This is a genomic window from Streptomyces sp. NPDC008313, from assembly GCF_042956125.1.
In the GTDB taxonomy this organism is placed as follows: Bacteria; Actinomycetota; Actinomycetes; order Streptomycetales; family Streptomycetaceae; genus Streptomyces.
The window spans coordinates 154,417-175,467 of the sequence record NZ_JBIBFR010000007.1; the positions used below are offsets into that span (position 1 = coordinate 154,417).

Genomic DNA, 21,051 nt, shown 5'->3' on the forward strand with positions numbered 1-21,051 from the left:
CAGAAAGGGCGCGGGAGGGCTTACGGGGAAGGGAAGCGCGCGATGCGCAAGGGGGCGAAGACCGCCATCGTCGGCGGGGTGTTCGCGGTGATGGTCTCAGGCGCCGGGTACGGCGCGTACAACGTGGTGACCGCGATCAGCGGGGACGGCGGCTCCGGGTCGGGAGGCGCCGCGGTGAAGACCGGGCCGCCCTCCGACGACGAGATCCGGGAGACCAGCGAGAAGTTCTTCGCGGCCTGGGAGAAGGGGTCGGCGTCGGGCGCCGCGGCCCTCACCGACAACAGCGGGGACGCCCGGACGCTGCTCGCCGGTTACCGCGCCGACGCCCACATCACCAAGGTGAAGATCACCCCGGGCACCGCGAAGGGCGCGACCGTACCGTTCTCCGTCAGCGCCACCGTGTCGTACGACGGGAAGAGCAAGCCCCTCACGTACGACTCCGAGCTGACCGTCGTCCGCGGCCGGACCACCGGCAAGGCGCTCGTCGACTGGAAGCCGTCCGTCGTCCACCCCGACCTGGAGAAGGGCGACTCGCTGGTCACCGGCGAGGCGGCGACCCCGCCGATCGAGGCGGTGGACCGCGACGGGGCCGTACTGACCAAGGCGAAGTACCCCTCCCTCGGCCCCATCCTGGACACGCTGCGCACCAAGTACGGCGACAAGGCCGGCGGCACGCCCGGTGTCGAACTGGCGGTCCGCCGCGCCGACGAGAACGCGGGCGACAAGACCCTGGTGACCCTCACGAAGGGCAAGGCGGGCAAGCTCCCCACCACCCTCAGCGCGAGCGCCCAGGCGGCCGCGGAGAAGGCGGTGAAGCAGTACGCCGAGTCGTCGGTGGTCGCGGTGAAGCCGAGCACCGGTGAGGTGCTGGCGGTCGCCAACCACCGGACCGACGGCTTCAACGCGGCGTTCCTCGGCAAGCTCGCCCCCGGCTCCACCATGAAGATCATCTCCGCGGCGACGCTCATCGACAACGGCATCACCACCGCGAGCGGCCCCGCCCCCTGCCCGCCCACGGCGACCTGGCAGAGCCAGACGTTCCACAACCTCACCGGCATGGCCCCGCAGGAGAACGCCACGCTCTCCGACAGCTTCTCCCGCTCCTGCAACACCGCGTTCGTGAAGTACGCGGACGAGGTGAAGGTCGACTCCCTCACCAACGAGGCCGAACGGCACTTCGGCCTCGGGCAGGGCAACTGGAAGACCGGCATCTCCTCCTTCGACGGCTCGGTCCCCGCCTCTGGCGGCCCGGACACGGCCGCCAACATGATCGGCCAGGGCCAGGTCCAGATGAACCCGCTGAACATGGCGTCGGTCACCGCGACCGCCATGACCGGCACGTTCCGGCAGCCGGTCCTGGTGCCGCCGAAGCTCGACGGCCGCACCCTGGCCACCGCCGAGGGCCTGCGCCCGGGCACCGTCGCCCAGCTGCGCGGGATGATGAACCGGACCGCGAGGACCGGCACGGGCCGGCCCGCCATGGGCTCGCTCAGCGGGAACATCGGCGCGAAGACCGGCTCCGCGGAGGTCGGCGGCCAGGAGAAGTCGAACAGCTGGTTCACCGGCTACCGCAACGACATGGCGGCGGCGGCCATGTCCGAGGAGGGCGGCCACGGCGGAGACGTCGCCGGGCCGATCGTCGCGGCCGTACTGCGGGCCGGCGGCTGAGAGGCTGCCGGGCAGGCGGCCGAGAGGCTGTCGGGCAGGCGGCCGAGAGGCTGTCGGGCAGGCGGCCGAGAGGCTGTCGGGCGGCTTCCGGGGTCGCCACCGCCCCGGCAGGAATCTAGGCTGCCCTGGGGTGGTGCCGGTATCCGGGGGCCGCGCTCGCCGGACGTCCAGGTCACAGCGGAGGAACTGAGCAGTGGGCAAGAGAAGGCGTGCCGCCGACCGCGGCAGAACCAGGCCCGCCGTCATCGGCGGGCTGATCACCCTCGTCGTGGGCGGCGGCGCGTTCGGCGCCTACGCCCTCCTCGCGGCGAACGACCGGACGGCGACCGCCGCCGAGCACGAGAACGTGAAGACCGGTCCCCTGTCGGCCACCGAGGTCCGCACCGCGGCCACCCGCTTCCTCACCGCCTGGCAGGGCGGCCACGTCACGAAGGCGGCCGCCGCCACCGACGACGCGGCCGCGGCGAAGGCCGCCCTGACCGGCTACACCAAGGACGCCCACATCACCGACGTGACGCTCACCCGGGGCAGGCGCACCGGCGACAAGGTGGCCTTCTCCGTCAAGGGCACGGTCGCCTACAAGGGGAAGAGCGAACCGCTCTCGTACGCGTCGGATCTGACCGTCGTCCGCGGGGCCGAGGACGGTTCGCCGCTGGTCGGCTGGAAGCCCTCCGTCGTCCACCCGGACCTGCGGGACGGCGACCGGCTGGTCACCGGTGCGGCCGGCGACCCCCCGGTCAAGGCGCTGGACCGGGACGGCGGCGAGCTGACGACCGCCGCGTACCCGTCCCTGGGCACGGTGCTGGACGGGCTGCGCGAGAAGTACGGCAAGACGGCCGGCGGCACGGCGGGCATCGAGCTGCGCGTGGTGCGCAAGACCGCCGGGAAGGGCGAGGACAAGGCCGACGACGTTCCGGACAAGACGCTGGTGGCGCTGAGCAAGGGCACCCCCGGGACGCTGCGGACGACGCTCAGCCCCGGCCTCCAGGCGGCGGCCGAGCGGCAGGTGGCCACGCGCGACAAGGCGTCCGTCGTGGTGCTGCGCCCGTCCACCGGCGAGATCCTCGCCGTCGCCAACTCCGGGCACGGCTTCAACACCGCCTTCCAGGGCTCCCTCGCCCCGGGTTCCACCATGAAGATCATCACGTCGTCGCTGCTCATCGACAAGGGCCTGGCGTCCGCGGAGAAGCGGCACCCGTGCCCGAAGTACGTGACGTACGGGGGCTGGAAGTTCCAGAACGACGACAAGTTCAAGATCGAGAACGGCACGTTCAAGGCGAGCTTCGCCCGCTCCTGCAACACGGCCTTCATCAGCCAGGCGAAGAAACTGGACGACGACGACCTGACCCGGCAGGCCCAGCAGGTCTTCGGACTCGGCCGCGACAACTGGTCGATCGGCGTCCCGTCCTTCGACGGGGCGGTGCCCGTGCAGAGCGACGCGTCGATGGCGGCGTCTCTGATCGGCCAGGGCGGGGTCCGGATGAACCCGCTGAACATGGCGTCGGTCGTGGCCACCGCGAAGACCGGCACCTTCCGGCAGCCCTACCTGGTCCCCCCGTCCGTCGACCACCGCACGCTCGCCAAGGCCGGCCGCCCGCTGTCCCCGGACACCCGCGCGCAGCTGCGCGAGCTCCTGCGCTACACGGCCGCCGCCGGCACCGCCGCCGAGGCGATGTCCGGGCTCGGCCCCGACTTCGGCGCCAAGACGGGTTCGGCGGAGGTCGACAACCAGAAGAAGCCCAACGGCTGGTTCACCGCCTGGAAGGGCGACCTCGCCGCCGCGGGCGTCGTCCAGCAGGGCGGGCACGGCGGCGACACGGCGGGCCCGATCGTCGCGGCGCTGCTGCGGGCGGGCGGCTGACCGACGCTTCCCGCGCGGCGGCGCTGCGGACGGGCAGCCGACCGCCGCTCTCCCCGCGGCTCCCGAGCTCCGTCTCCCCGGCGCACGCGGGCGCCCGCCGGCCGTGCCGGGCAGCCGGTTCCAGGGCCCGCGGCCCTCACGTCCGGCCGCGCGGGGACGCCCGCACCGCCCGCTCAGCCGCCGAGGCTCGCCCGTACCGCCCGGATCAGTGCCTGGGCGCGGGCGTCCGCCGTCACACTCGTACGGAAGCCGTTGGTGACGTAGCCGAAGGCGATGCCGGACTCGGGGTCGGCGAAGCCGAGGGCGCCGCCGCGGCCGGGGTGGCCGAAGGAGCCCGGGGAGAGCAGCGGCGAGGTGGAGCCGTGCAGCATGTAGCCGAGGCCGAAGCGGGTGTTCACGACCAGGACGCGGTCCGGGCCGGCCGAGTGTTCCGTCCGGGCCGACTCCAGGGTCGCCGGGCCGAAGAGCCGTACGCCGTCCACCTCGCCGGTGAGGGCGGCGTAGAAGCGGGCCAGCCCCTCGGCCGTGGCGATGCCGTTGGACGCGGGCAGCTCGGCGGCCCGGTACGCGGCGTCGTTCTCGTCGGGGAGCGGGGTGATCGCGGCGAACGCGCGGCGGGTGAGGGAGGCCGGGTCGGCGTATGCCTCCGTGACCGACCGCTTCGGGCGGGCCCGCAGCGCGCCGCCCGCCTCGGGGGCCTCGATCCCGCCGACCCGCCCCACCCGGTGCGCCCGCGCGCCGGGCAGTCCGACCCACAGGTCGAGTCCCAGCGGCCCGGCTATCTCGTCCGCGATCCAGGTGCCGATCGAACGCCCCGTGACGCGGCGGACGAGTTCGCCGGTGAGCCAGCTGTACGTCTGCGCGTGGTATCCGTGATCGGTACCGGGCTCCCAGGCGGGCGGCTGCGCCGCGACCGCCGCCGCGCCAAGCTCCGGGTCCGCCGCCTCGGCCGGGGTCAGCGGACGGTCGAGGGCGGGCACCCCGGCCCGGTGGGCGAGCAGGTCGCGGACCGTCGCCCGCTCCTTGCCGCGCGCCTTGAACTCGGGCCAGTACGCGCCGACGGGGGCGTCCAGGTCCAGCTGCCCGCGCTGGGCGAGCAGCAGCGGTACGGAGGCGGCGACGCCCTTGGTCGCGGAGCGCACGATCTGCGCGGTGTCCCGCTGCCACGGCTCGCCGCCGCCGTCCACGTCGCGGGTGCCGCCCCAGAGGCCGACGACCTCGCGCCCGTGGCGGTAGACGGACACGGCGGCGCCCCGGTCGCCGAGCGCCGTGAAGTTGCGTAGGAACGCGTCCCTGACCGGCTCGAAGCCCTCGGCCACTGTGCCGTTCACGACCACACCCACGCCCGCACTCCTCTTCCCCGACGTTCCTGACGGCGCACTCCTCGGCGCACGACTGACCAACGAAGGACGACTCGCCTTCGACAGTGGGTGCAACGCACCCGTACGGCCGTCGATTCCTGGGCGGGCCCGTCCGGGACCCGAAGGAGCTCAGGCCCCCGTCGTCACCGAGCGCGGGTCGAAGCCGAAGGGCAGTTCGAGGCGATGGGTACGCATGAGGTCGTCGTCGGAGAGCAGCTCGCCCGTCCTGCCGTCGGCGGCGATCACGCCGTCGCTGAGGATCAGGGCGCGCGGGCAGAGTTCGAGGGCGTACGGCAGGTCGTGCGTGACCATCAGCACGGTGACGTCCAGGGCGCGCAGGATGTCGGCGAGTTCCCGGCGGGAGGCGGGGTCGAGGTTGGAGGACGGCTCGTCGAGGACGAGGATCTCCGGCTCCATGGCGAGGACGGTGGCGACCGCGACCCGGCGCCGCTGCCCGAAGGAGAGGTGGTGCGGGGGCCGGTCCCTGAACTCGGCCATGCCGACCTGGGCGAGGGCCTTGTCGACCCGGGCCTCCAGCTCCGGCCCCCTGACGCCCGCGGCGGCCGGCCCGAACGCGACGTCCTCGCGCACGGTCGGCATGAAGAGCTGGTCGTCGGGGTCCTGGAAGACGATGCCGACCTTGCGCCGGATCTCCGCCATGTGCCGCTTGCCGACCGGCAGTCCGGCGACCGCCACGGTGCCGGCGCCGCCGCCGAGGATGCCGTTGAGGTGGAGGACGAGGGTGGTCTTGCCGGCGCCGTTCGGGCCGAGCAGCGCGACGCGTTCGCCCCGGTCGACACGGAAGTCGACGCCGAAGAGGGCCTGGTGTCCGTCGGGGTAGGCGAAGGCGAGGCCGGAGACCTCGAGGGAAGCTGTCACAGAGTCCATCCCAGCAGACATACGACGAGGGCGGCGCACGGGAGGGCCAGGGCGGACGACCACTGCGCCCGGGACGCGGTCACGTCGTCGATGACCGGCATGGAACCGGCGTAGCCCCGGCTGACCATGGCGAGGTGCACCCGCTCGCCGCGTTCGTAGGAGCGGATGAACAGCGCGCCCGCCGACTTGGCGAGGACGCCCCAGTGCCGGACGCCGCTCGCCTCGAAGCCGCGCGACTCCCGGGCGATCCGCATCCGCCGCATCTCGCCGGTGATGACGTCCCCGTAGCGGATCATGAAGGACGCGATCTGCACGAGCAGCGGGGGGAGCCTCAGCCGCTGGAGGCCCAGGAGCAGTTCGCGCAGTTCCGTGGTGGAGGCGAGCAGGACGGAGGCGGCGACGCCGAGGGTGCCCTTGGCGAGCACGTTCCAGGCGCCCCAGAGGCCGTTCACGCTGAGGGAGAGGCCGAGGACGCCGACCCGCTCGCCCTCCGCGACGAACGGCATGAGCACCGCGAACGCCACGAAGGGGACCTCGATCAGCAGCCGCTTGAGCAGGAAGCCCGCGGGGACCCGGGCCGCGTACGCGACCGCGCCGAGCAGGACCGCGTACAGCGCGAACGCCCACATCGCCTCGCGGGGCGTGGAGACCACCACGACGACGAAGGCGAAGACGGCGGCGAGCTTGGTGTGCGGCGGCAGGGCGTGCACGGGCGAGTGCCCGTGCCGGTACAGCTTGTGCGCTCCCCCGCTCTCGGCTGCGCTCGAGCGGGAGGTACCCCCATCCGCCCCCACCCCTCAGACCCCCTCGGTGAGCGACGTGGTCGTGGACGTCGGCGAGGTGTCGTCGTCCGTACGGCGCCTGCGGACCACCCAGAACACGCTGGAGCCCGCGACGACGGTCACGCCGACGCCGATGGCGCCCGCGAGGCCGCCGGAGATCCGGGCGTCGGAGACGTCCTCGACGCCGTAGTCCGCGAGCGGGGAGTCCGCGGCGGCGTGCTCCTCGGCCTTCTTGTCGATGCCCTGGTCGGTGGCGACCTTCTCCAGGCCGTCGGGGTCGGCGGAGGCGTAGAAGCTGACGAATCCGGCGAGGACGAGCGAGGTGAGGAGGCCGGCGGCCCACACCGTGCGGTGGGAGCGGGCCGCGGCCGGGACCGGCGCGGCCCCGGGCACGTCGACGAGTTCGCCGCCCACCCGCAGCCTGAGCTTCTGGGTGAGCCCGCGCGCCCCGTACACGAGGTCGGGCCGCACGGCGATGACGGCGCCGACGGTGAGCGCGGTGATCACGGCCTCGCCGATGCCGATCAGGACGTGCACGCCGACCATGGCGGTGGCGACCTTGCCGATCGAGACGTCGGTGGTGCCGCCGGCCGCGTAGAGGAGGGTGAAGGCGACGGCCGCGGCGGGCACGGAGAGCAGGGCGGCGAGGAACGAGGCGACGGTGACGGAGCGCCGTGTCCTCGGCAGCACCTTCACCAGGCCGCGGAAGACCGCGTACGCCACGACGGTCGTGACGATCGCCATGTCGGTGATGTTGACGCCGAGCGCGGTGAGCCCGCCGTCGGCGAAGAGGATGCCCTGCATCAGCAGCACCACGGACACGCAGAGGACCCCGGTGAAGGGGCCGACGAGGATCGCGGCGAGCGCGCCTCCGAGCAGATGTCCGCTGGTCCCGGCCGCGACCGGGAAGTTCAGCATCTGTACGGCGAAGATGAACGCGGCGACCAGGCCGGCGAGCGGCGCAGTCCGCTCGTCCAGTTCTCTGCGGGCTCCCTTCAGGCTCACGGCGACGGCACCGGCGGCGACCACTCCGGTGACGGCGGAGACGGGGGCGTTGATGAATCCGTCAGGCACATGCACCGTTCGATGATAGTGCCTTGTTGCGAACGAGTTGCAAGAGCGCGTCGGCCTGAATAGCCCGGAAGCGGTTTCCGTGAGATGTGGCACATTGGAGAGGTGGCGCGGAATTCTCGATTCCGCACCGGTTACGGAGCGTGAGGAGTCGGTTCATGCCAGCCGTCGAACAGTACGCACGCGCCCACATCGTCACCGACACCGCGGACTCGGCCGACGACGAACGCCGGTCCGTCCCGGTGGCGCTCCGCTACGACCCCGAGGCGGATCCCCGCCGCGTCCACATCGTCCTGCCCGGCCCGCACGAGTGGGTCCTCGACCGCGACCTCATGGAAGAGGGCCTGCGCATCCCGGCCACCCGGGGCGACGTCCGCGTCTGGCCGTGCGGCCGCGTCCAGACGGTCCTGGAGTTCCACTCCCCGACCGGCGTCGCCGTCGTCCAGTTCGAGACCAAGCCCCTGGTCCGCTTCCTGCGCCGCACGTACATGGCGGTCAGCACGCCGGTGCCTCACTGAGAGCGCCCCGGGCGCCCCGGCGGTGTGCCGGGACGCCCGGGGCGGCGGGGCGGGACGGGGTCAGACGTGGGCGAGTTCGCGGTTCTCGTCGCGGTCGTCTCCGGTCTTGTCGAGGCGGGTCAGGGCCTCGCCCTCGACGTCGACGTTCGGGAGGAGTCGGTCCAGCCACTTCGGGAGCCACCAGGCGTGCTTGCCGAGGAGGGCGAGGACGGCCGGGACGATGGCCATGCGGACCACGAACGCGTCGAAGAAGACGGCGATCGCGAGGCCGAAGCCGATCATCTTGATCATCGACTCGCTGGAGCCGATGAAGCCGGAGAACACGGCGATCATGATGACCGCGGCCGCGGTGACGACGCGGGCGCCGTGCCGGAAGCCGGTCACGATCGCCTGGCCTGGGCGTTCACCGTGGACGTGGGCCTCCCGCATCCGGGTCACGAGGAACACCTCGTAGTCCATCGCGAGGCCGAAGACCACGCCGACCATGAAGATCGGCATCATCGACATGACGGGTCCGGTCTCCTCCACGCCCAGCAGGCCCGACAGCCAGCCCCACTGGAAGACCGCGACGACGGCGCCGAGCGCGGCCATGACGGAGAGCAGGAAGCCCAGGGCCGCCTTGAGGGGGACGAGGACCGAGCGGAAGACGACGATCAGCAGCAGGAAGGCGAGGCCCACGACGAGCGCCAGGTACGGGAGCAGCGCGTCGTTCAGCTTCTGCGAGACGTCGATGTTCATCGCGGTCGAGCCGGTGACCAGCACGCTCGCGTCGGTGTCCGCCTTGATGTCGCCGCCCGCGTCACGGATGGCGTGCACCAGGTCCTCGGTCTCGGTGCCGCTGGGCTTCGAGTCGGGGACGACCGTGATCATCGCGGTGTCGCCCGGCTTGTTGTACGTGGCCGGGGTGACCGTGGCGACGTTCTTCAGGTCCTTGATGGTGTCGGAGACCTGGGTGACGGCGGCCTTCGGGGCGTCGCTGGACTTGGCGTCCACGACGATCATCAGCGGGCCGTTGAACCCGGGGCCGAAGCCGTCGGACAGCAGGTCGTAGGCGCGGCGCTGCGTGGTCGACGTCGGCTGCGAACCGTCGTCGGGCAGGCCGAGCTCCAGCGAGGTGGCCGGCAGGGCGGCCGCGCCGAGGCCGACGACTCCCAGGAGCAGGACGGCGAGCGGCCTGCGGACGACGAAGCGGGCCCAGCGGGTGCCCATGTTGGGCTTGGGCTCGGCGCCGGTCCCGGCCCCCTGGGCGGCGGTCTTCTTCCGGTTGCCGCCCAGCAGCCTGCTCTTCTCGCCGGCGGGGCGCACCTTGCGGCCCGCGTATCCGAGGAGCGCCGGGATCATGGTGAGCGCGATGAGGACGGCGATGGCGACCGTGCCGGCGGCCGCGACGCCCATCTTGGTGAGCATCGGGATGTTGACGACGGCGAGGCCGACCAGGGCGATCACGACCGTGAGGCCGGCGAAGACGACGGCGGAGCCGGCCGTGCCCACGGCCCGTCCGGCCGCCTCCTCGCGCTCCCGGCCCTCGGCGAGCTCGGCCCGGAAGCGGGAGACGATGAACAGGGCGTAGTCGATGCCGACCGCGAGGCCGATCATCATGGCGAGCGTGGAGGTGGTGGAGCCGAGGTCCAGCACACTGGCCAGGGCCGTGATCGTCGAGACGCCGATGCCGACGCCGACCAGCGCGGTCAGCAGGGGCAGCCCGGCCGCGATCAGCGAACCGAACGTGATGACGAGGACGACCGCGGCGATCGCGATGCCGATGACCTCGGTGGACCCGGTCTCGGGCACCGCCTGGAGGGCGTCACCGCCGATCTCGACGGTCAGCCCCTCGTCCCGCGCGTCCTGTGCGGCCTTCTCCAGGGCGTCCTTCGAGGAGTCCTCCAGCTCCATGCCGGAGACCTCGTAGGCCACCTTCGCGTAGGCGATCGTCCCGTCCTCGGAGACGGCCTTCGCCTTGAAGGGGTCGGTGACGGAGGAGACCTCGGAGCCGTCGCCGAGTTCCTTGACGGCGTCCTCGACGACCGCCTTGTTCTCTGCGTCGGCCATCTTCTCGCCGGCGGGGGCCTTGAAGACGACGCGGGCGGTGGCCCCGTCGGCGCTGGCGCCGGGGAACCGCTCCTCCAGCAGGTCGAAGGCCTTCTGCGCCTCCGTGCCGGGGATGGAGAAGGAACTGGCGCCCGCGGTCGGGGCGGTCGCCGCGCCGACGCCCGCGAGCGTCAGCAGGGCGACCCATATGAGGGCGACGAGGTGCCGGCGCCGGAAGGCGAGCCGGCCGAGTCTGTAGAGGAACGTGGCCACGAGGGCGTACTCCCGGTCAGGTCGTGGAGGAACAGGGCAGGGGTGATCGCCCCACGGGGAAGGGGGCAGGGGTGATCAGCCCGACGACGTGAGCGGTCGCGCGTCGGTTCGCGTGGTGCGCGGTTGCGCGTTCGGGGACTTCGGGGCTGAGGGGAGGTGAGGGGTGGTGGTCAGGCGCCGAGGGCGGGGAGGATCACGGCGTCGATGTACGAGGTGAGGAACTCCTGCGTGGGCGGAAGCTCGTCGATCATGGTCCGGGCCGCGAAGCCGCCGACCAACATGTGCACCACGTACCGCAGAGCGGGGTTGTCCTCGCGGATCTCACCCCGGTCCACGGCGCGCGCCAGCAGCCGCCGCAGCTCCGCCAGTTCGGGTTCGATCAGCAGCTCGCGGAACGCGCGCAGCAGATCGGGGTCCTGGTGCACCGCCATGGCCAGCGCCCGCATCAGTGCGGAGTTCTGCTCCATGTGGCAGTCGTCCTCGCGCAGCACCAGGGCGTGGATGTCACCGCGCAGGGATCCGGTGTCGATGTCGGAGACGTCGACCGGCTTGTGGTGCCGCATCGCCCGTACGACCAGTTCGGCCTTGCCGCCCCACTGGCGGTAGAGCGTGGCCTTGCTGGATCTGGTGCGGGCGGCCACGGCGTCCATGGTCAGCGCGTCGTAACCGACCTCGCGGAGCAGGTCGAGCACGGCCGCGTACAGCTCCGCCTCGCGCTCGGGCGTGAGCCGGCTGCGTCGCGCCGGTGAGGTCTCCGCTCCGGTCGCCGCCTGGGCCATGCCGCTCACCTTCCCTTCCGCCCGTCGCACGACGCCGCCGGAAGGACGACGTGTACGACACCGTTTCGTATCTCCTCCACCCTACCTCCGCGAGTTGTCGAAACGAAACCGTTTCGTACGTGGCCTGGGTCACGCCTCCCCGCTTCGCACGAGTTGCCGGGGTCCGTTCAGCGGCAAAGCATGGAAAAGGTGAGCGAAAAGGACGAGAACGCACCCGCTGCCCCCGGCTACCTCCGCTTCCCGCACCTCCACGACGACCTGCTCTGCTTCGTCGCCGAGGACGACCTCTGGGTGGCCCCCCTCGACGGACGGGACCGCGCCTGGCGCCTCACCGTGGACCGCACCAAGGTGGTCAGGCCCCGCTTCTCGCCCGACGGCCGCCAGATCGCGTACACCAGCTGGCGCGCCGTCGTCCCCGAGATCCATCTGGTCCCGGTCGACGGCGGTCCCGGCAGGCGGCTCACCCACTGGGCGAGCCCGGACACCGCGGTGTGCGGCTGGTCCCCGGACGGCGACATCCTGGCCGTCGCCTCGCACGGCGAGCCCTTCTCGTACTTCACCTTCGCCTACAGCGTGCCCACCGACGGTTCCCCCGGCGGCAAGCTCCCCTGGGGCCCTGTGTCCGAGATCGCCGTCGCCGACATCGACGGCGCGCACCGGACACTGCTGCTCACCGGCACCCCGCCGCACGAGCCCGCGGCCTGGAAGCGCTACCGCGGCGGCGCGATGGGACGCCTGTGGCTGCACGGGAAGCGGCTCCTCGACGGTCTCGAAGGCCACCTCGCCACACCGATGTTCGTCGGCGGCCGGATCGCCTTCCTCTCCGACCACGAGGGCGTCGGCAACCTGTACTCGTGCGCCTACGACGGTTCCGGCCTGCGCAGGCACACCGACCACGACGCCTTCTACGCCCGGCACGCCTCCAGCGACGGGACCCGAGTCGTCTACCAGTGCGCCGGTGACCTGTGGGCCGTCGACGACCTGTCCCCGGACTCGGTGCCGCGCCGCCTCGACGTCCGGCTCGGCGGCCCGCGCGCCGGGCGCCGCGTCTACCAGGTACCGGCCTCCCTGCACGTCGACGGCATCTCCGTGGACGAGACGGGCCGGGCCAGCGCCGTCGTCGTCCGGGGCAGCCTGCACTGGCTCACCCACCGGGACGGGCCCGCCCGCACCATCGCCGACACCCGGGGCGTACGGGTCCGCCTCCCCGAGATGCTCGGCTCCGGCGGGCAGGTCGCCTACGTCACCGACGCGGACGGGGCGGACGCCGTCGAGATCGCCTACCTCCCGCGCGCCAGCGGGGAGCGGGCGCCGCGCCGGCTGGCCTCCGGCGAGCTGGGCCACGTACAGGAGATGGTGGCGGACCCGCGGGGAGAACGGCTGGCGATCGCGTCCCACGACGGCCGCCTGCTGCTGCTCGACGTCGCGGAGGAGACCCAGGAGGCGGACCTCCTCGCGGCGGCGGTGGGCGGGGAGGGCTCCGAGGGCGCGGAGGACGCACCGGGCCGGGAGGGTGCGGAGGAAGCGGAGGGCGGCGACGGCGGGACGCCGAGGCAGGACGGAGCGGTCTCCGGTTCCGGCCAGGACGGGGGCGGGGACAGGGACAGGGCCGGGGATGGGGACAGGGACGGGGACGGGGACGGCGACGAGCGGGTCAGCGAACTGATCCGGTCCGTCAACGGGCCCGTGCGCGACCTCGCCTTCTCCCCCGACGGCAGCTGGCTCACCTGGTCCCACCCCGGCATCGGCCGCTCCCTGCGCCAGATCAAGATGGCCCGGATCCAGGGTCCCGGCGCACCCCTGGTCGTCGACGTCACCAACGGCCGCTTCGAGGACGAGAACCCCGTCTTCACCAGCGACGGGCGGTACCTCGCCTTCCTGTCCTGGCGCGGCTTCGACCCGGTGTACGACGTGCACACCGGCGACCTGTCCTTCCCGCTGGGCTGCCGCCCCTACCTCGTACCGCTGTCGTCGGCGACCCCGTCACCGTTCGCGCTGACCCCGGAGGGCCGCCCCGCCGCGGGCGGCCTCGACCCGGCCGCCGAGGAGGACCTGGAGGTGCCCACGGGCGGCGGGTCGAGGATGGCGTTCGGTCCCGGGAACGGTTTCGAGCCCGGCAGCGGCCCGGTGACCGTCGAGGTCGAGGGGCTGGAGAACCGCGTGACCCCGTTCCCGGTCACGGCCTCCAAGTACTCGGCGCTCTGCCCGGTCACCGGCGGCGGACTGGTCTGGCTGCGCTGGCCGATCTCCGGGGCCCTCGGCGAGACCTTCGCCAACCCCGCCGACACGTCCGGCCGGCCGACGCTGGAGTACTTCAACCTCGGCAAGGCCAAGAAGTCCGAACTGGTCTCCCACCTCGACTGGTTCGCGCCCAGCGGGGACGGCACCCGGCTGGTCGTGGTCGACGAGGGCGACCTGCGCGCCGTCCCCTCCACCGAGTCCGGTGACAGTGACACCACCGTCTGGATCGACGCGCGCCGCATCCTGCACGATGTGGACCCGGGCGCCGAGTGGCGGCAGGCGTACGCGGAGGCGGGCCGCATCATCCGCGCCTACTTCTGGGAACCGGACATGTGCGGCATCGACTGGGACGCGGTGCTCGACCAGTACCGCCCCCTCGTCGAACGCGTCGCCTCCCCCGACGACTTCGCCGACCTGCTCCGCGAGGTCCTCGGCGAACTCGGCACCTCGCACGCCTACGTCTCCCCGGCCCGCCGCAACGAGGGACCCCCGCACTACCAGCGCCGGCAGGGCCTGCTCGGCGCCAACCTCGTGCGGCGCGACGCCGGCTGGGCGGTCTCGCGGATCCTGCCCGGCGACTCCTCCGACTCCAAGGCGCGTTCGCCACTGGCCGGCACCGGCATCCGCGAGGGCGCCGTGCTCACCCATGTGGACGGGCGGCCCGTGGACCCGGTCACCGGTCCGTTCCCGCTGCTGGCGGGCGCGGGCGGTACGACGGTGGAGCTGACGTTCACCCGGGCGGAGGGCGGCGGCAGGTCACGGCGGGTGGCGGTGGTCCCGCTGGTCGACGAACGCCCGCTGCGCTACCAGGACTGGGTGGCCAAACGCCGGGACGTCGTACGGGAGCTGAGCGGCGGACGCTGCGGCTACCTGCACATCCCGGACATGGGCGGCTCGGGCTGGGCCCAGTTCAACCGCGACCTGCGGATGGAGGTCTCCCGGCCCGCGCTCATCGTCGACGTGCGCGGCAACGCGGGCGGCCACATCAGCGAGCTGGTCGTGGAGAAGCTCACCCGCACGATCCTGGGCTGGGACCTGACACGCGACGCGCAGCCGGTCTCGTACGCCTCGAACGCCCCGCGCGGGCCGGTGGTCGCGCTCGCGGACGAGGCGACGGCCTCCGACGGCGACATGATCACCGCGGCGTTCAAGCTGCTCGGCCTGGGGCCGGTGGTCGGCCAGCGGACGTGGGGCGGTGTCGTGGGGATGACCGGCCGGCACCGGCTCGGGGACGGGACCGTGATCACGGTGCCGATGAACGCGGCGTGGTTCGACGCGTACGGATGGTCCGTGGAGAACCGGGGGGTCACGCCCGACCTGGAGGCGCTGCGGACGCCGCTGGACTGGGCGGAGGGACGGTACGCGCAGCTGGACGACGCGGTGCGGGTGGCGCTGGAGCTGCTGGAGACGCATCCGGCCGCGGTGCCGCCGGACCACTCGGACGTGCCGGACCGGACGCGGCCGAAGCTGCCTCCCCGACAGGGGGGTTGACGGGCCCCCGGGGCTCCGCCCCGGACCCCGCTCCTCAAGCGCCGGAGGGGCTGGAAGGCACGTCGACGGAGGGCTGGATACCGACAAGCACCAGGGGCGCCCCCCGCCGGGGGGCGCCCCTGGTGTCGCTCAGGTGGCGTGGTCACACGTCGTAGTCCTGGTCGATGCGGTCCTGCTCGTCCTGGAGGGGCTCGGTGCCCTCCCTGCCGCGCTCGCGGCCCTGGCGGCCGCGCTGGGACTGCTCCTGATCACGCATCGGGGAGGTGCGCTCGCGCTCCTCCCCCATCTGTCCGGACTTGCGCTTGGCCTGCTGCTGCATGCGCTCGGCCTTGTCCTGGAACTGGTCCTTCATGCCCATGATGTTCACTCCCGTTGTGGGTGAGGGGATCGGGCCTCGACCAGAGTCGCACGGGCCGATTACGCACGCATGTCGATCACTTACCCACCGTGACGGGCCGCTCGGCGCTCCTGTTCGTCGGCCGCGCCGCCCGCTCCCACGAGCCCCTTGGCGACGCTCCGCAGCCGCGGTTCGAACCGCTTGACCTCGCGCTTGCCGACGGTCGCGATGACCCCGGGGAGGTAGCCGCGGATGCCCTGCATGCCGCGCAGCCACCACTGCGCGTACACGTGGGCGGACCGGTGCTCGATGCCCGTCACCAGCCGGTCGACGGCCGGGCCCAGCGGATAGGTCTTGTTGGACGGCCACGGCAGCCGCGCGCGCAACTCCCGCATGACGTCGTCCTGGTCGGCGCCGCGCACCATGTCGGTGTCGGTCCACGACAGGTAGCCGACGCCCACGCCCACGCCCTGGTGCGCGACCTCGGCGCGCAGACTGTGCGCGTACGCCTCCACCCCGGACTTGGAGGCGCAGTACGCGCTCATCATGGGGGCCGGGGTGATCGCGGCGAGCGAGGCGATCTGCAGCAGATAGCCGCGGCTCTCCGTCAGGGCGGGCAGGAAGGCGCGGGCCGTCACCGCCGAGCCGATGAGGTTGACCTCGATCACCCGGCGCCAGGCCACGGGGTCGGAGTCGGCGAACGGACCGCCGTTGGCCACACCGGCGTTGGCGACGACGATGTCGACCTTGCCGAACCGCTCCTTGACCTCCTCGGCGACCCGGGCCATCGCCTCGTGGTCGGTGACGTCGGCGTACCAGTGGCCGCTCTCGCCGTGCAGCCGTCCGGAGACCTCCTTCAGCGCCTCCTCCTCCAGGCCGACGAGCGCGATCCGCGCCCCGCGGGCGGAGAGTTTGCGGGCCAGCAGCTCGCCGACGCCGCGCGCGGCTCCCGTGACGACCGCGACCCGGCCTTCCAGGCTCACCCTGCTCATGCGCGCTCCTTGATCTCTGTGGGCTCGTCGCCCGTTCGACCGGTCTCCTCGGCCCTTCCCGCCACGCCCACGTGGGCGGTGACGAGTTCGCGGATCCGGGACGTGACCCGCTCGGGGGCCTCGACGGGGGTCATGTGGCCGACGCCGGGCAGTTCGGTGAGGCCGGTGCACCGCGGCAGCGCGGCGGCCAGGGCGCGCGCGTGCACGGGCGGGGTCAGCCGGTCCGCCGTCCCGACGACGACAGCCGTCGGCACCCTCAACTCCCGAACCGCGTCGTCGAGGTCGAGCGAGTTCAGCACGTGCGACCAGGCGTGGCGGACCTTGCGGGGGCAGGCGTGGACGATCCGCGCGCACGCCTCGACCATCGCCGGTGACGAACCGGGGCCCATCGTCCCGTACTTGAGGATGCGCCGGGCCAGGGGCGTGACCGGTCCGAGGGGCGCCCGGGAGCCGAGGACCGACGTGGTGATGCGCGTGCGCAGGCGGCCGGCGCGCATCGGCACGACCAGCGACTCGGCCACCAGGTTCGAACTGCCCGTGCTGCACAGCAGTACGGCGGCGGCGTGCTCCCGCAGCCCGGGCCGGGCCGAGGCGGCCATCAGCGTCATCCCGCCCATGGAGTGCCCCACGAGCACGGCCTTCTCGCCCGGTGCGAGAGTGGCCGCGAGCACCGCCTCCAGGTCGTCGGCGAGCGCGTCGGTGGCGCAGGTCTCGCTCGCGGGGCTGCGGCCGTGTCCGCGCTGGTCGTACGCGATCACCCGGTGGTCGCCGGCGAGGTCCCGGATCTGCGCCGCCCAGAAGGCGGTCGAGCACGTCCACCCGTGGGAGAGGACCACGGCGGGCGCGTCCTCGGGGCCGTGCACCTCGACGTGCAGCCGGGCGCCGCCGGTGGAGCGGACGGTCAGTTCGCGTGCGGGTACGGGCGGGGTGTAGGGGCCGCTCGCCACGGGGGTCAGCCGGCTCATGCCTCGGCCTCCGCCTTCTCGAGAGGGGTGTGGGTGGCGGGCTTCGGCGCGCGCAGCACCTGGTACTCGGAGAGGTCGACGCGGCGCGTGGCCCCGCGGAACTCGGTCGTGGTGCCCGGCCAGATCGTGGTGTTGCGGCCACTGGCGTCCAGATACCAGCTGGTGCAGCCGCCGGTGCTCCAGACGGTGCGCTTCATGCGTTCCTGGACCCTGCGGTTCCAGGCGCCGACGGCGCTGGGGCGGGCGTCGAGGGCGGCCCGGCCTCCGAGGACGTCGAGCTGGCGCAGGTAGTCGGCGAGGTAGTTCAGCTGGGACTCGATCATGAGGATCATCGAGGAGTTCCCGAGGCCGGTGTTGGGGCCGATGATCGACATCCAGTTGGGGAAGCCGGCCGCGGTGGCGCCGCGCAGCGACTGCATGCCGTCCTTCCAGGACTCGGCGAGCGTGCGGCCGTCGGCGCCGACGACCCGTTCGGCGATCGGCATGTCGGTGACGTGGAAGCCGGTGCCGAAGACGATCACGTCGGCCTCGGCCTCGCTGCCGTCGGCGGCGACGAGCGTGGAACCGCGGACCTCGCTCAGCCCGCTCGCGACGACGTCCACGTTGGGCTGGGCGAGCGCCGGATAGTAGGTGTTGGACAGCAGGATGCGCTTGCAGCCGATCCGGTAGTCGGGGGTCAGCCGGACGCGCAGCGCCGGGTCCTTGATCGCGCGGGCGATGTTCCGCTTGGCCAGCTTCTCGACGAGACCCAGTTCGCCCGGGCGCTTGGTGAACGCCTGGACCTGCAACTCCCTGATCCCCCACAGCAGTCCGCGGCGGAGCTGGGTGGTGAAGGGCAGCGTGCGGTGCAGCAGCCGCTCGGGGCCGCTGATGGCGCGGTCGACGCGGGGCATCACCCACGGCGGGGTGCGCTGGAAGAGGGTCAGCCGCTCCACCTCGGGCTGGATGGAGGGGACGATCTGGATGGCGGAGGCGCCGGTGCCGATCATGGCGACGCGCTTCCCGCGCAGGTCGTGGTCGTGGTCCCAGCGGGCCGAGTGGAAGACCTTGCCGGGGAAGGTGTCGAGCCCCGGGATGTCCGGCAGCCTCGGGTCGGACAGGGGTCCGGTCGCGGAGACGACGAGGTCCGCGGTGAGGGTGCCGCTGCTGGTCTCGACGAGCCAGTGCAGCTTCGCGGCGTCCCAGGTCATCTTCTTGACCTCGGAGTCGAAGCGCAGGTGCGGGCGGAGCCCGAAGACGTCGGCGACGTGCTCCAGGTACGCGCGGATGTGCTCCTGGCCGGAGAAGGTGCGCGGCCAGTCGGGGTTGGGCGCGAACGAGAACGAGTAGAGGTGGGACGGTACGTCGCAGGCGCACCCGGGGTAGCTGTTGTCGCGCCAGGTGCCGCCGACACCGCCCGCCCGTTCCAGGACGACGAAGTCGGTGACTCCCTCGCGGCGCAGCCGCACGGCCGCTCCGAGCCCCCCGAACCCCGACCCGACCACCGCCACCCGTACATGCTCGTGCTCGGTCATCCCCACGCCTCCCAGCTCCGCGCGACCGCGCCAGTGAACACTGGCACAGTGGGGAGAGTAGAGCAGGATCGTACCGATGGGTAGGGGCCGGGCCGAAGAAGGTTACCGGGGGTACGACGTAGGGTTCCGGCGTGACCGAAGGATCAGAGGAACACGGCGCGCGGCGCGAGTACCGCATGGCCGAGCTGGCCGAGGAGGCCGGCATCACCGTGCGCACCCTGCGTTTCTACCGGGAGCGCAAACTCATCCCGCCGCCCCGCCGGCAGGGCAGGATCGCCTGGTACGACGACACGCACCTGGCCCGGCTGCGGACGATCTCCGCCCTTCTGGAACGCGGTCACACGCTCAACGGCATCGCGGAACTGGCCGAGGCCTTCGACCACGGGCGCGACGTCGGCGAGCTGCTCGGCCTCGGTGAACCGACCGAGGAGACCCCGGTACGCCTCTCCCCCGAGGAGCTGGCCGACGCGTTCTCCGGTGAGGTGACCCCGGAGAACCTCGCGGCCGCGCTCGACCTCGGCTATCTCGGCACCGACGGCGGCGAGATCGTCCACATCAGCCGCCGCCTGCTGGACGTCTCGGCGGCCCTGGTCCGCGAGGGCATCCCGCTCGCCGACGTGCTGGCCGCCGGGCGCAGCGTGCGCGAGCACACGGAGGCCCTCGCCGAACTGTTCACCGCCATGGTCCTCACCGGGGGACGCACTCCCGAGGACCTGCAGCGCCTGCGTCCGCTGGCGAAGAGCGTGGTGGAGGCGGAACTGTCGATGGCCCTGGACCGGCGGCTGCGCGAGCGTCCGGCCGACGGCGCAGGCGACGGCGGGGGCGCGGGCGGGTCGGCCGCGGACGCCGGCGGGGCGGCGGACACGGGGGCGTGAGGCCCGAGGCGCCACCCGGTCACCGGCCCCCGGCCGCCGTCAGCGCTCGTAGACGACCGTCACCGGCGCGTGGTCCGACCAGCGCTCGCCGTGCGTCGCCGCGCGTTCCACGTACGCCTTGACCGCCTTGGCGGCGAGGCCCGGGGTGGCGACCTGGAGGTCGATCCTCCAGCCGGTGTCGCGGTCGAAGGCCTGCCCCCGGTAGGACCACCACGAGTAGGGGCCCTCCGTGTCCGGATGCAGGGCGCGTACGACGTCGACGTAGCCGTCCTCCTCGTAGAGGCGGCCCAGCCAGGCGCGCTCCTCGGGGAGGAAGCCGGAGTTCTTGCGGTTGCCGCGCCAGTTCTTCAGGTCGGCCTCCTGATGGGCGATGTTCCAGTCGCCGCAGACCACGACCTCGCGTCCGTCGGCGGCGGCCCGCCCGCGCAGGTCCTGGAGGTGGCCGCGGAACTCGTCCATGAAGCGGTACTTCTCGTCCTGCCGCGGGGTGCCGGCCTCCCCGGAGGGCAGGTAGAGGCTCGCGACCGTGACGCCGGGCAGGTCGGCCTCCACGTACCGTCCGCTCCCGTCGAACTCGGCCGAGCCGAAGCCGACCCGCACGCGGTCCGGCTCGCGGCGCGTGTAGAGGGAGACACCGGCTCTGCCCTTGGCGGCGGCGGGGGCGTGGGTGACGTGCCAGCCCTCGGGGGCGCCGGCGGCCTCCGGGAGCTGATGGGACTCCGCCCGCACCTCCTGGAGGCACAGCACGTCCGCGGAGGTCTGGGCGAGCCACTCCACGAAGCCCTTCTTCGCGGCGGCCCTGAGCCCGTTCACGTTCACCGAGGTAACAGTCAGCACCCCGGTACGATACTTAACCCATGGCCCCCGTTTCCCGCATAGAAGTACGCTACTGCGCATGAATATCCGTCCGGTCCGCTTCGACCACCCCGACGCCGTCAAACTCAACGACGAGGTGCAGCTCGAGTACGCCGAGCGCTACGGCGACGAGGGCGACGTCACACCGCTCGACGCGTCGATGTTCCGCCCGCCCCTCGGCCTGTACCTGATCGCGTACGACGAGCGGGACCGCCCGGTGGCCACCGGCGGCTGGCGCGCCCAGGACACGAACGAGGAGGCGTACTCGGACGGGGACGCCGAGCTCAAGCGCATGTTCGTGGTCCGCGAGGCCCGCGGCCTCGGCCTCGCCCGGCGCATCCTGGCCGCGCTGGAGGCGGACGCCCGGGCCGCGGGCCGGCTGCGGATGGTCCTGGAGACGGGCACGCGGCAGCCGGAGGCGATCGCCCTGTACACCTCCAGCGGCTACGCGCCGTGTCCCAAGGTGGGCCACTACCGCTTCCACGAGGACAGCAGGTGCTACGCCAAGGCGCTGTGACGGCGGCGGCCCGGCGCCTCGCCGGGCCGGTCCCGGCCGCGGGC

General features: G+C 72.8%; 17 protein-coding genes. 6 read left to right on the forward strand and 11 right to left on the reverse strand.

The window, feature by feature from the left end; all coding sequences use genetic code 11:
- Positions 1 to 42 precede the first annotated feature (42 nt).
- On the forward strand, positions 43 to 1,668 hold the full coding sequence (locus ACFY93_RS11910; RefSeq protein WP_391356544.1) for a penicillin-binding transpeptidase domain-containing protein: 1,626 nt from the start codon (positions 43 to 45) through the stop codon (positions 1,666 to 1,668).
- A 193-nt stretch (positions 1,669 to 1,861) separates the two neighbouring features.
- The gene (locus tag ACFY93_RS11915) at positions 1,862 to 3,529 is read left to right on the forward strand and encodes a penicillin-binding transpeptidase domain-containing protein (protein WP_391356547.1); all 1,668 of its coding nucleotides are present in this window, start codon (positions 1,862 to 1,864) and stop codon (positions 3,527 to 3,529) included.
- Between the two features lie 173 nt (positions 3,530 to 3,702).
- On the opposite strand, the gene ACFY93_RS11920 is transcribed toward ACFY93_RS11915, so the two are convergent.
- From ACFY93_RS11920 to ACFY93_RS11935, 4 genes are all read right to left on the reverse strand, one after another.
- Complete coding sequence (locus ACFY93_RS11920; RefSeq protein WP_391356828.1) at positions 3,703 to 4,866, reverse strand: serine hydrolase; 1,164 nt, start codon at positions 4,864 to 4,866, stop codon at positions 3,703 to 3,705.
- Between the two features lie 153 nt (positions 4,867 to 5,019).
- Entirely contained in the window at positions 5,020 to 5,778 is a 759-nt protein-coding gene (locus ACFY93_RS11925; RefSeq protein WP_391356549.1) for an ATP-binding cassette domain-containing protein, read from the reverse strand.
- Positions 5,766 to 6,563, reverse strand: coding sequence for a cobalt ECF transporter T component CbiQ (cbiQ, locus tag ACFY93_RS11930; protein ID WP_391356552.1), 798 nt, complete (start codon positions 6,561 to 6,563; stop codon positions 5,766 to 5,768). The genes ACFY93_RS11925 and cbiQ overlap by 13 nt, the downstream gene beginning before the upstream one ends.
- A 3-nt stretch (positions 6,564 to 6,566) precedes the next feature.
- Positions 6,567 to 7,631, reverse strand: coding sequence for an energy-coupling factor ABC transporter permease (locus ACFY93_RS11935; RefSeq protein ID WP_391356554.1), 1,065 nt, complete (start codon positions 7,629 to 7,631; stop codon positions 6,567 to 6,569).
- A 149-nt stretch (positions 7,632 to 7,780) separates the two neighbouring features.
- Between ACFY93_RS11935 and ACFY93_RS11940 the strand changes: the two genes are divergently transcribed.
- A complete protein-coding gene (locus tag ACFY93_RS11940) occupies positions 7,781 to 8,140 on the forward strand; it encodes an SsgA family sporulation/cell division regulator (protein WP_391356557.1) in 360 nt (119 codons plus the stop codon).
- A gap of 60 nt (positions 8,141 to 8,200) precedes the next feature.
- Here ACFY93_RS11940 and ACFY93_RS11945 read toward each other — a convergent pair whose 3' ends face one another.
- Entirely contained in the window at positions 8,201 to 10,441 is a 2,241-nt protein-coding gene (locus tag ACFY93_RS11945; RefSeq protein WP_391356560.1) for an MMPL family transporter, read from the reverse strand.
- 170 nt (positions 10,442 to 10,611) lie between these two features.
- Positions 10,612 to 11,220, reverse strand: coding sequence for a TetR/AcrR family transcriptional regulator C-terminal ligand-binding domain-containing protein (locus tag ACFY93_RS11950; RefSeq protein ID WP_391356564.1), 609 nt, complete (start codon positions 11,218 to 11,220; stop codon positions 10,612 to 10,614).
- Positions 11,221 to 11,409: 189 nt separating this feature from the next.
- Here ACFY93_RS11950 and ACFY93_RS11955 point away from each other — a divergent pair, with 189 nt between their 5' ends.
- Positions 11,410 to 14,952 (forward strand): S41 family peptidase, encoded by a 3,543-nt coding sequence (locus ACFY93_RS11955; protein ID WP_391356566.1) that lies wholly within the window; start codon positions 11,410 to 11,412, stop codon positions 14,950 to 14,952.
- Positions 14,953 to 15,094: 142 nt separating this feature from the next.
- Here the strand turns inward: ACFY93_RS11955 and ACFY93_RS11960 are convergent, their stop codons facing one another.
- The 4 genes from ACFY93_RS11960 to ACFY93_RS11975 form a co-directional block, all read right to left on the reverse strand.
- A complete protein-coding gene (locus tag ACFY93_RS11960) occupies positions 15,095 to 15,304 on the reverse strand; it encodes a hypothetical protein (RefSeq protein ID WP_391356569.1) in 210 nt (69 codons plus the stop codon).
- Between the two features lie 86 nt (positions 15,305 to 15,390).
- Positions 15,391 to 16,281 carry a short-chain dehydrogenase/reductase gene (locus tag ACFY93_RS11965; RefSeq protein WP_391356572.1) on the reverse strand — a complete coding sequence of 297 codons (891 nt, stop codon included), beginning with the start codon at positions 16,279 to 16,281 and terminating at the stop codon, positions 15,391 to 15,393.
- A complete protein-coding gene (locus tag ACFY93_RS11970; protein WP_391356574.1) occupies positions 16,278 to 17,246 on the reverse strand; it encodes an alpha/beta fold hydrolase in 969 nt (322 codons plus the stop codon). Before ACFY93_RS11970 ends, ACFY93_RS11965 begins: the two co-directional genes overlap by 4 nt.
- A complete protein-coding gene (locus tag ACFY93_RS11975; RefSeq protein WP_391356577.1) occupies positions 17,243 to 18,760 on the reverse strand; it encodes an NAD(P)-binding domain-containing protein in 1,518 nt (505 codons plus the stop codon). Before ACFY93_RS11975 ends, ACFY93_RS11970 begins: the two co-directional genes overlap by 4 nt.
- A gap of 176 nt (positions 18,761 to 18,936) precedes the next feature.
- Here ACFY93_RS11975 and ACFY93_RS11980 point away from each other — a divergent pair, with 176 nt between their 5' ends.
- Positions 18,937 to 19,635, forward strand: a complete 699-nt coding sequence (locus ACFY93_RS11980) for a MerR family transcriptional regulator (protein ID WP_391356831.1) — start codon at positions 18,937 to 18,939, stop codon at positions 19,633 to 19,635.
- 39 nt (positions 19,636 to 19,674) lie between these two features.
- Here the strand turns inward: ACFY93_RS11980 and ACFY93_RS11985 are convergent, their stop codons facing one another.
- Positions 19,675 to 20,532, reverse strand: coding sequence for an exodeoxyribonuclease III (locus ACFY93_RS11985; protein WP_391356579.1), 858 nt, complete (start codon positions 20,530 to 20,532; stop codon positions 19,675 to 19,677).
- Here ACFY93_RS11985 and ACFY93_RS11990 point away from each other — a divergent pair.
- On the forward strand, positions 20,531 to 21,007 hold the full coding sequence (locus ACFY93_RS11990) for a GNAT family N-acetyltransferase (RefSeq protein ID WP_391356582.1): 477 nt from the start codon (positions 20,531 to 20,533) through the stop codon (positions 21,005 to 21,007). The two genes, ACFY93_RS11985 and ACFY93_RS11990, sit on opposite strands and share 2 nt — an antisense overlap.
- Positions 21,008 to 21,051: the final 44 nt, after the last annotated feature.

What these genes read in the sequence shown, in the direction of transcription:
- ACFY93_RS11910 (WP_391356544.1), top strand. Translation starts at nt 43, where the DNA reads ATGCGCAAGGGGGCGAAGACCGCCATCGTCGGCGGGGTGTTCGCGGTG.
- ACFY93_RS11925 (WP_391356549.1), bottom strand. Translation starts at nt 5,778, where the DNA reads ATGGACTCTGTGACAGCTTCCCTCGAGGTCTCCGGCCTCGCCTTCGCC.
- ACFY93_RS11940 (WP_391356557.1), top strand. Translation starts at nt 7,781, where the DNA reads ATGCCAGCCGTCGAACAGTACGCACGCGCCCACATCGTCACCGACACC.
- ACFY93_RS11950 (WP_391356564.1), bottom strand. Translation starts at nt 11,220, where the DNA reads ATGGCCCAGGCGGCGACCGGAGCGGAGACCTCACCGGCGCGACGCAGC.
- ACFY93_RS11960 (WP_391356569.1), bottom strand. Translation starts at nt 15,304, where the DNA reads ATGAAGGACCAGTTCCAGGACAAGGCCGAGCGCATGCAGCAGCAGGCC.
- ACFY93_RS11965 (WP_391356572.1), bottom strand. Translation starts at nt 16,281, where the DNA reads ATGAGCAGGGTGAGCCTGGAAGGCCGGGTCGCGGTCGTCACGGGAGCC.
- ACFY93_RS11970 (WP_391356574.1), bottom strand. Translation starts at nt 17,246, where the DNA reads ATGAGCCGGCTGACCCCCGTGGCGAGCGGCCCCTACACCCCGCCCGTA.
- ACFY93_RS11975 (WP_391356577.1), bottom strand. Translation starts at nt 18,760, where the DNA reads ATGACCGAGCACGAGCATGTACGGGTGGCGGTGGTCGGGTCGGGGTTC.
- ACFY93_RS11980 (WP_391356831.1), top strand. Translation starts at nt 18,937, where the DNA reads ATGGCCGAGCTGGCCGAGGAGGCCGGCATCACCGTGCGCACCCTGCGT.
- ACFY93_RS11990 (WP_391356582.1), top strand. Translation starts at nt 20,531, where the DNA reads ATGAATATCCGTCCGGTCCGCTTCGACCACCCCGACGCCGTCAAACTC.
- ACFY93_RS11985 (WP_391356579.1), bottom strand. Translation starts at nt 20,532, where the DNA reads ATGCGCAGTAGCGTACTTCTATGCGGGAAACGGGGGCCATGGGTTAAG.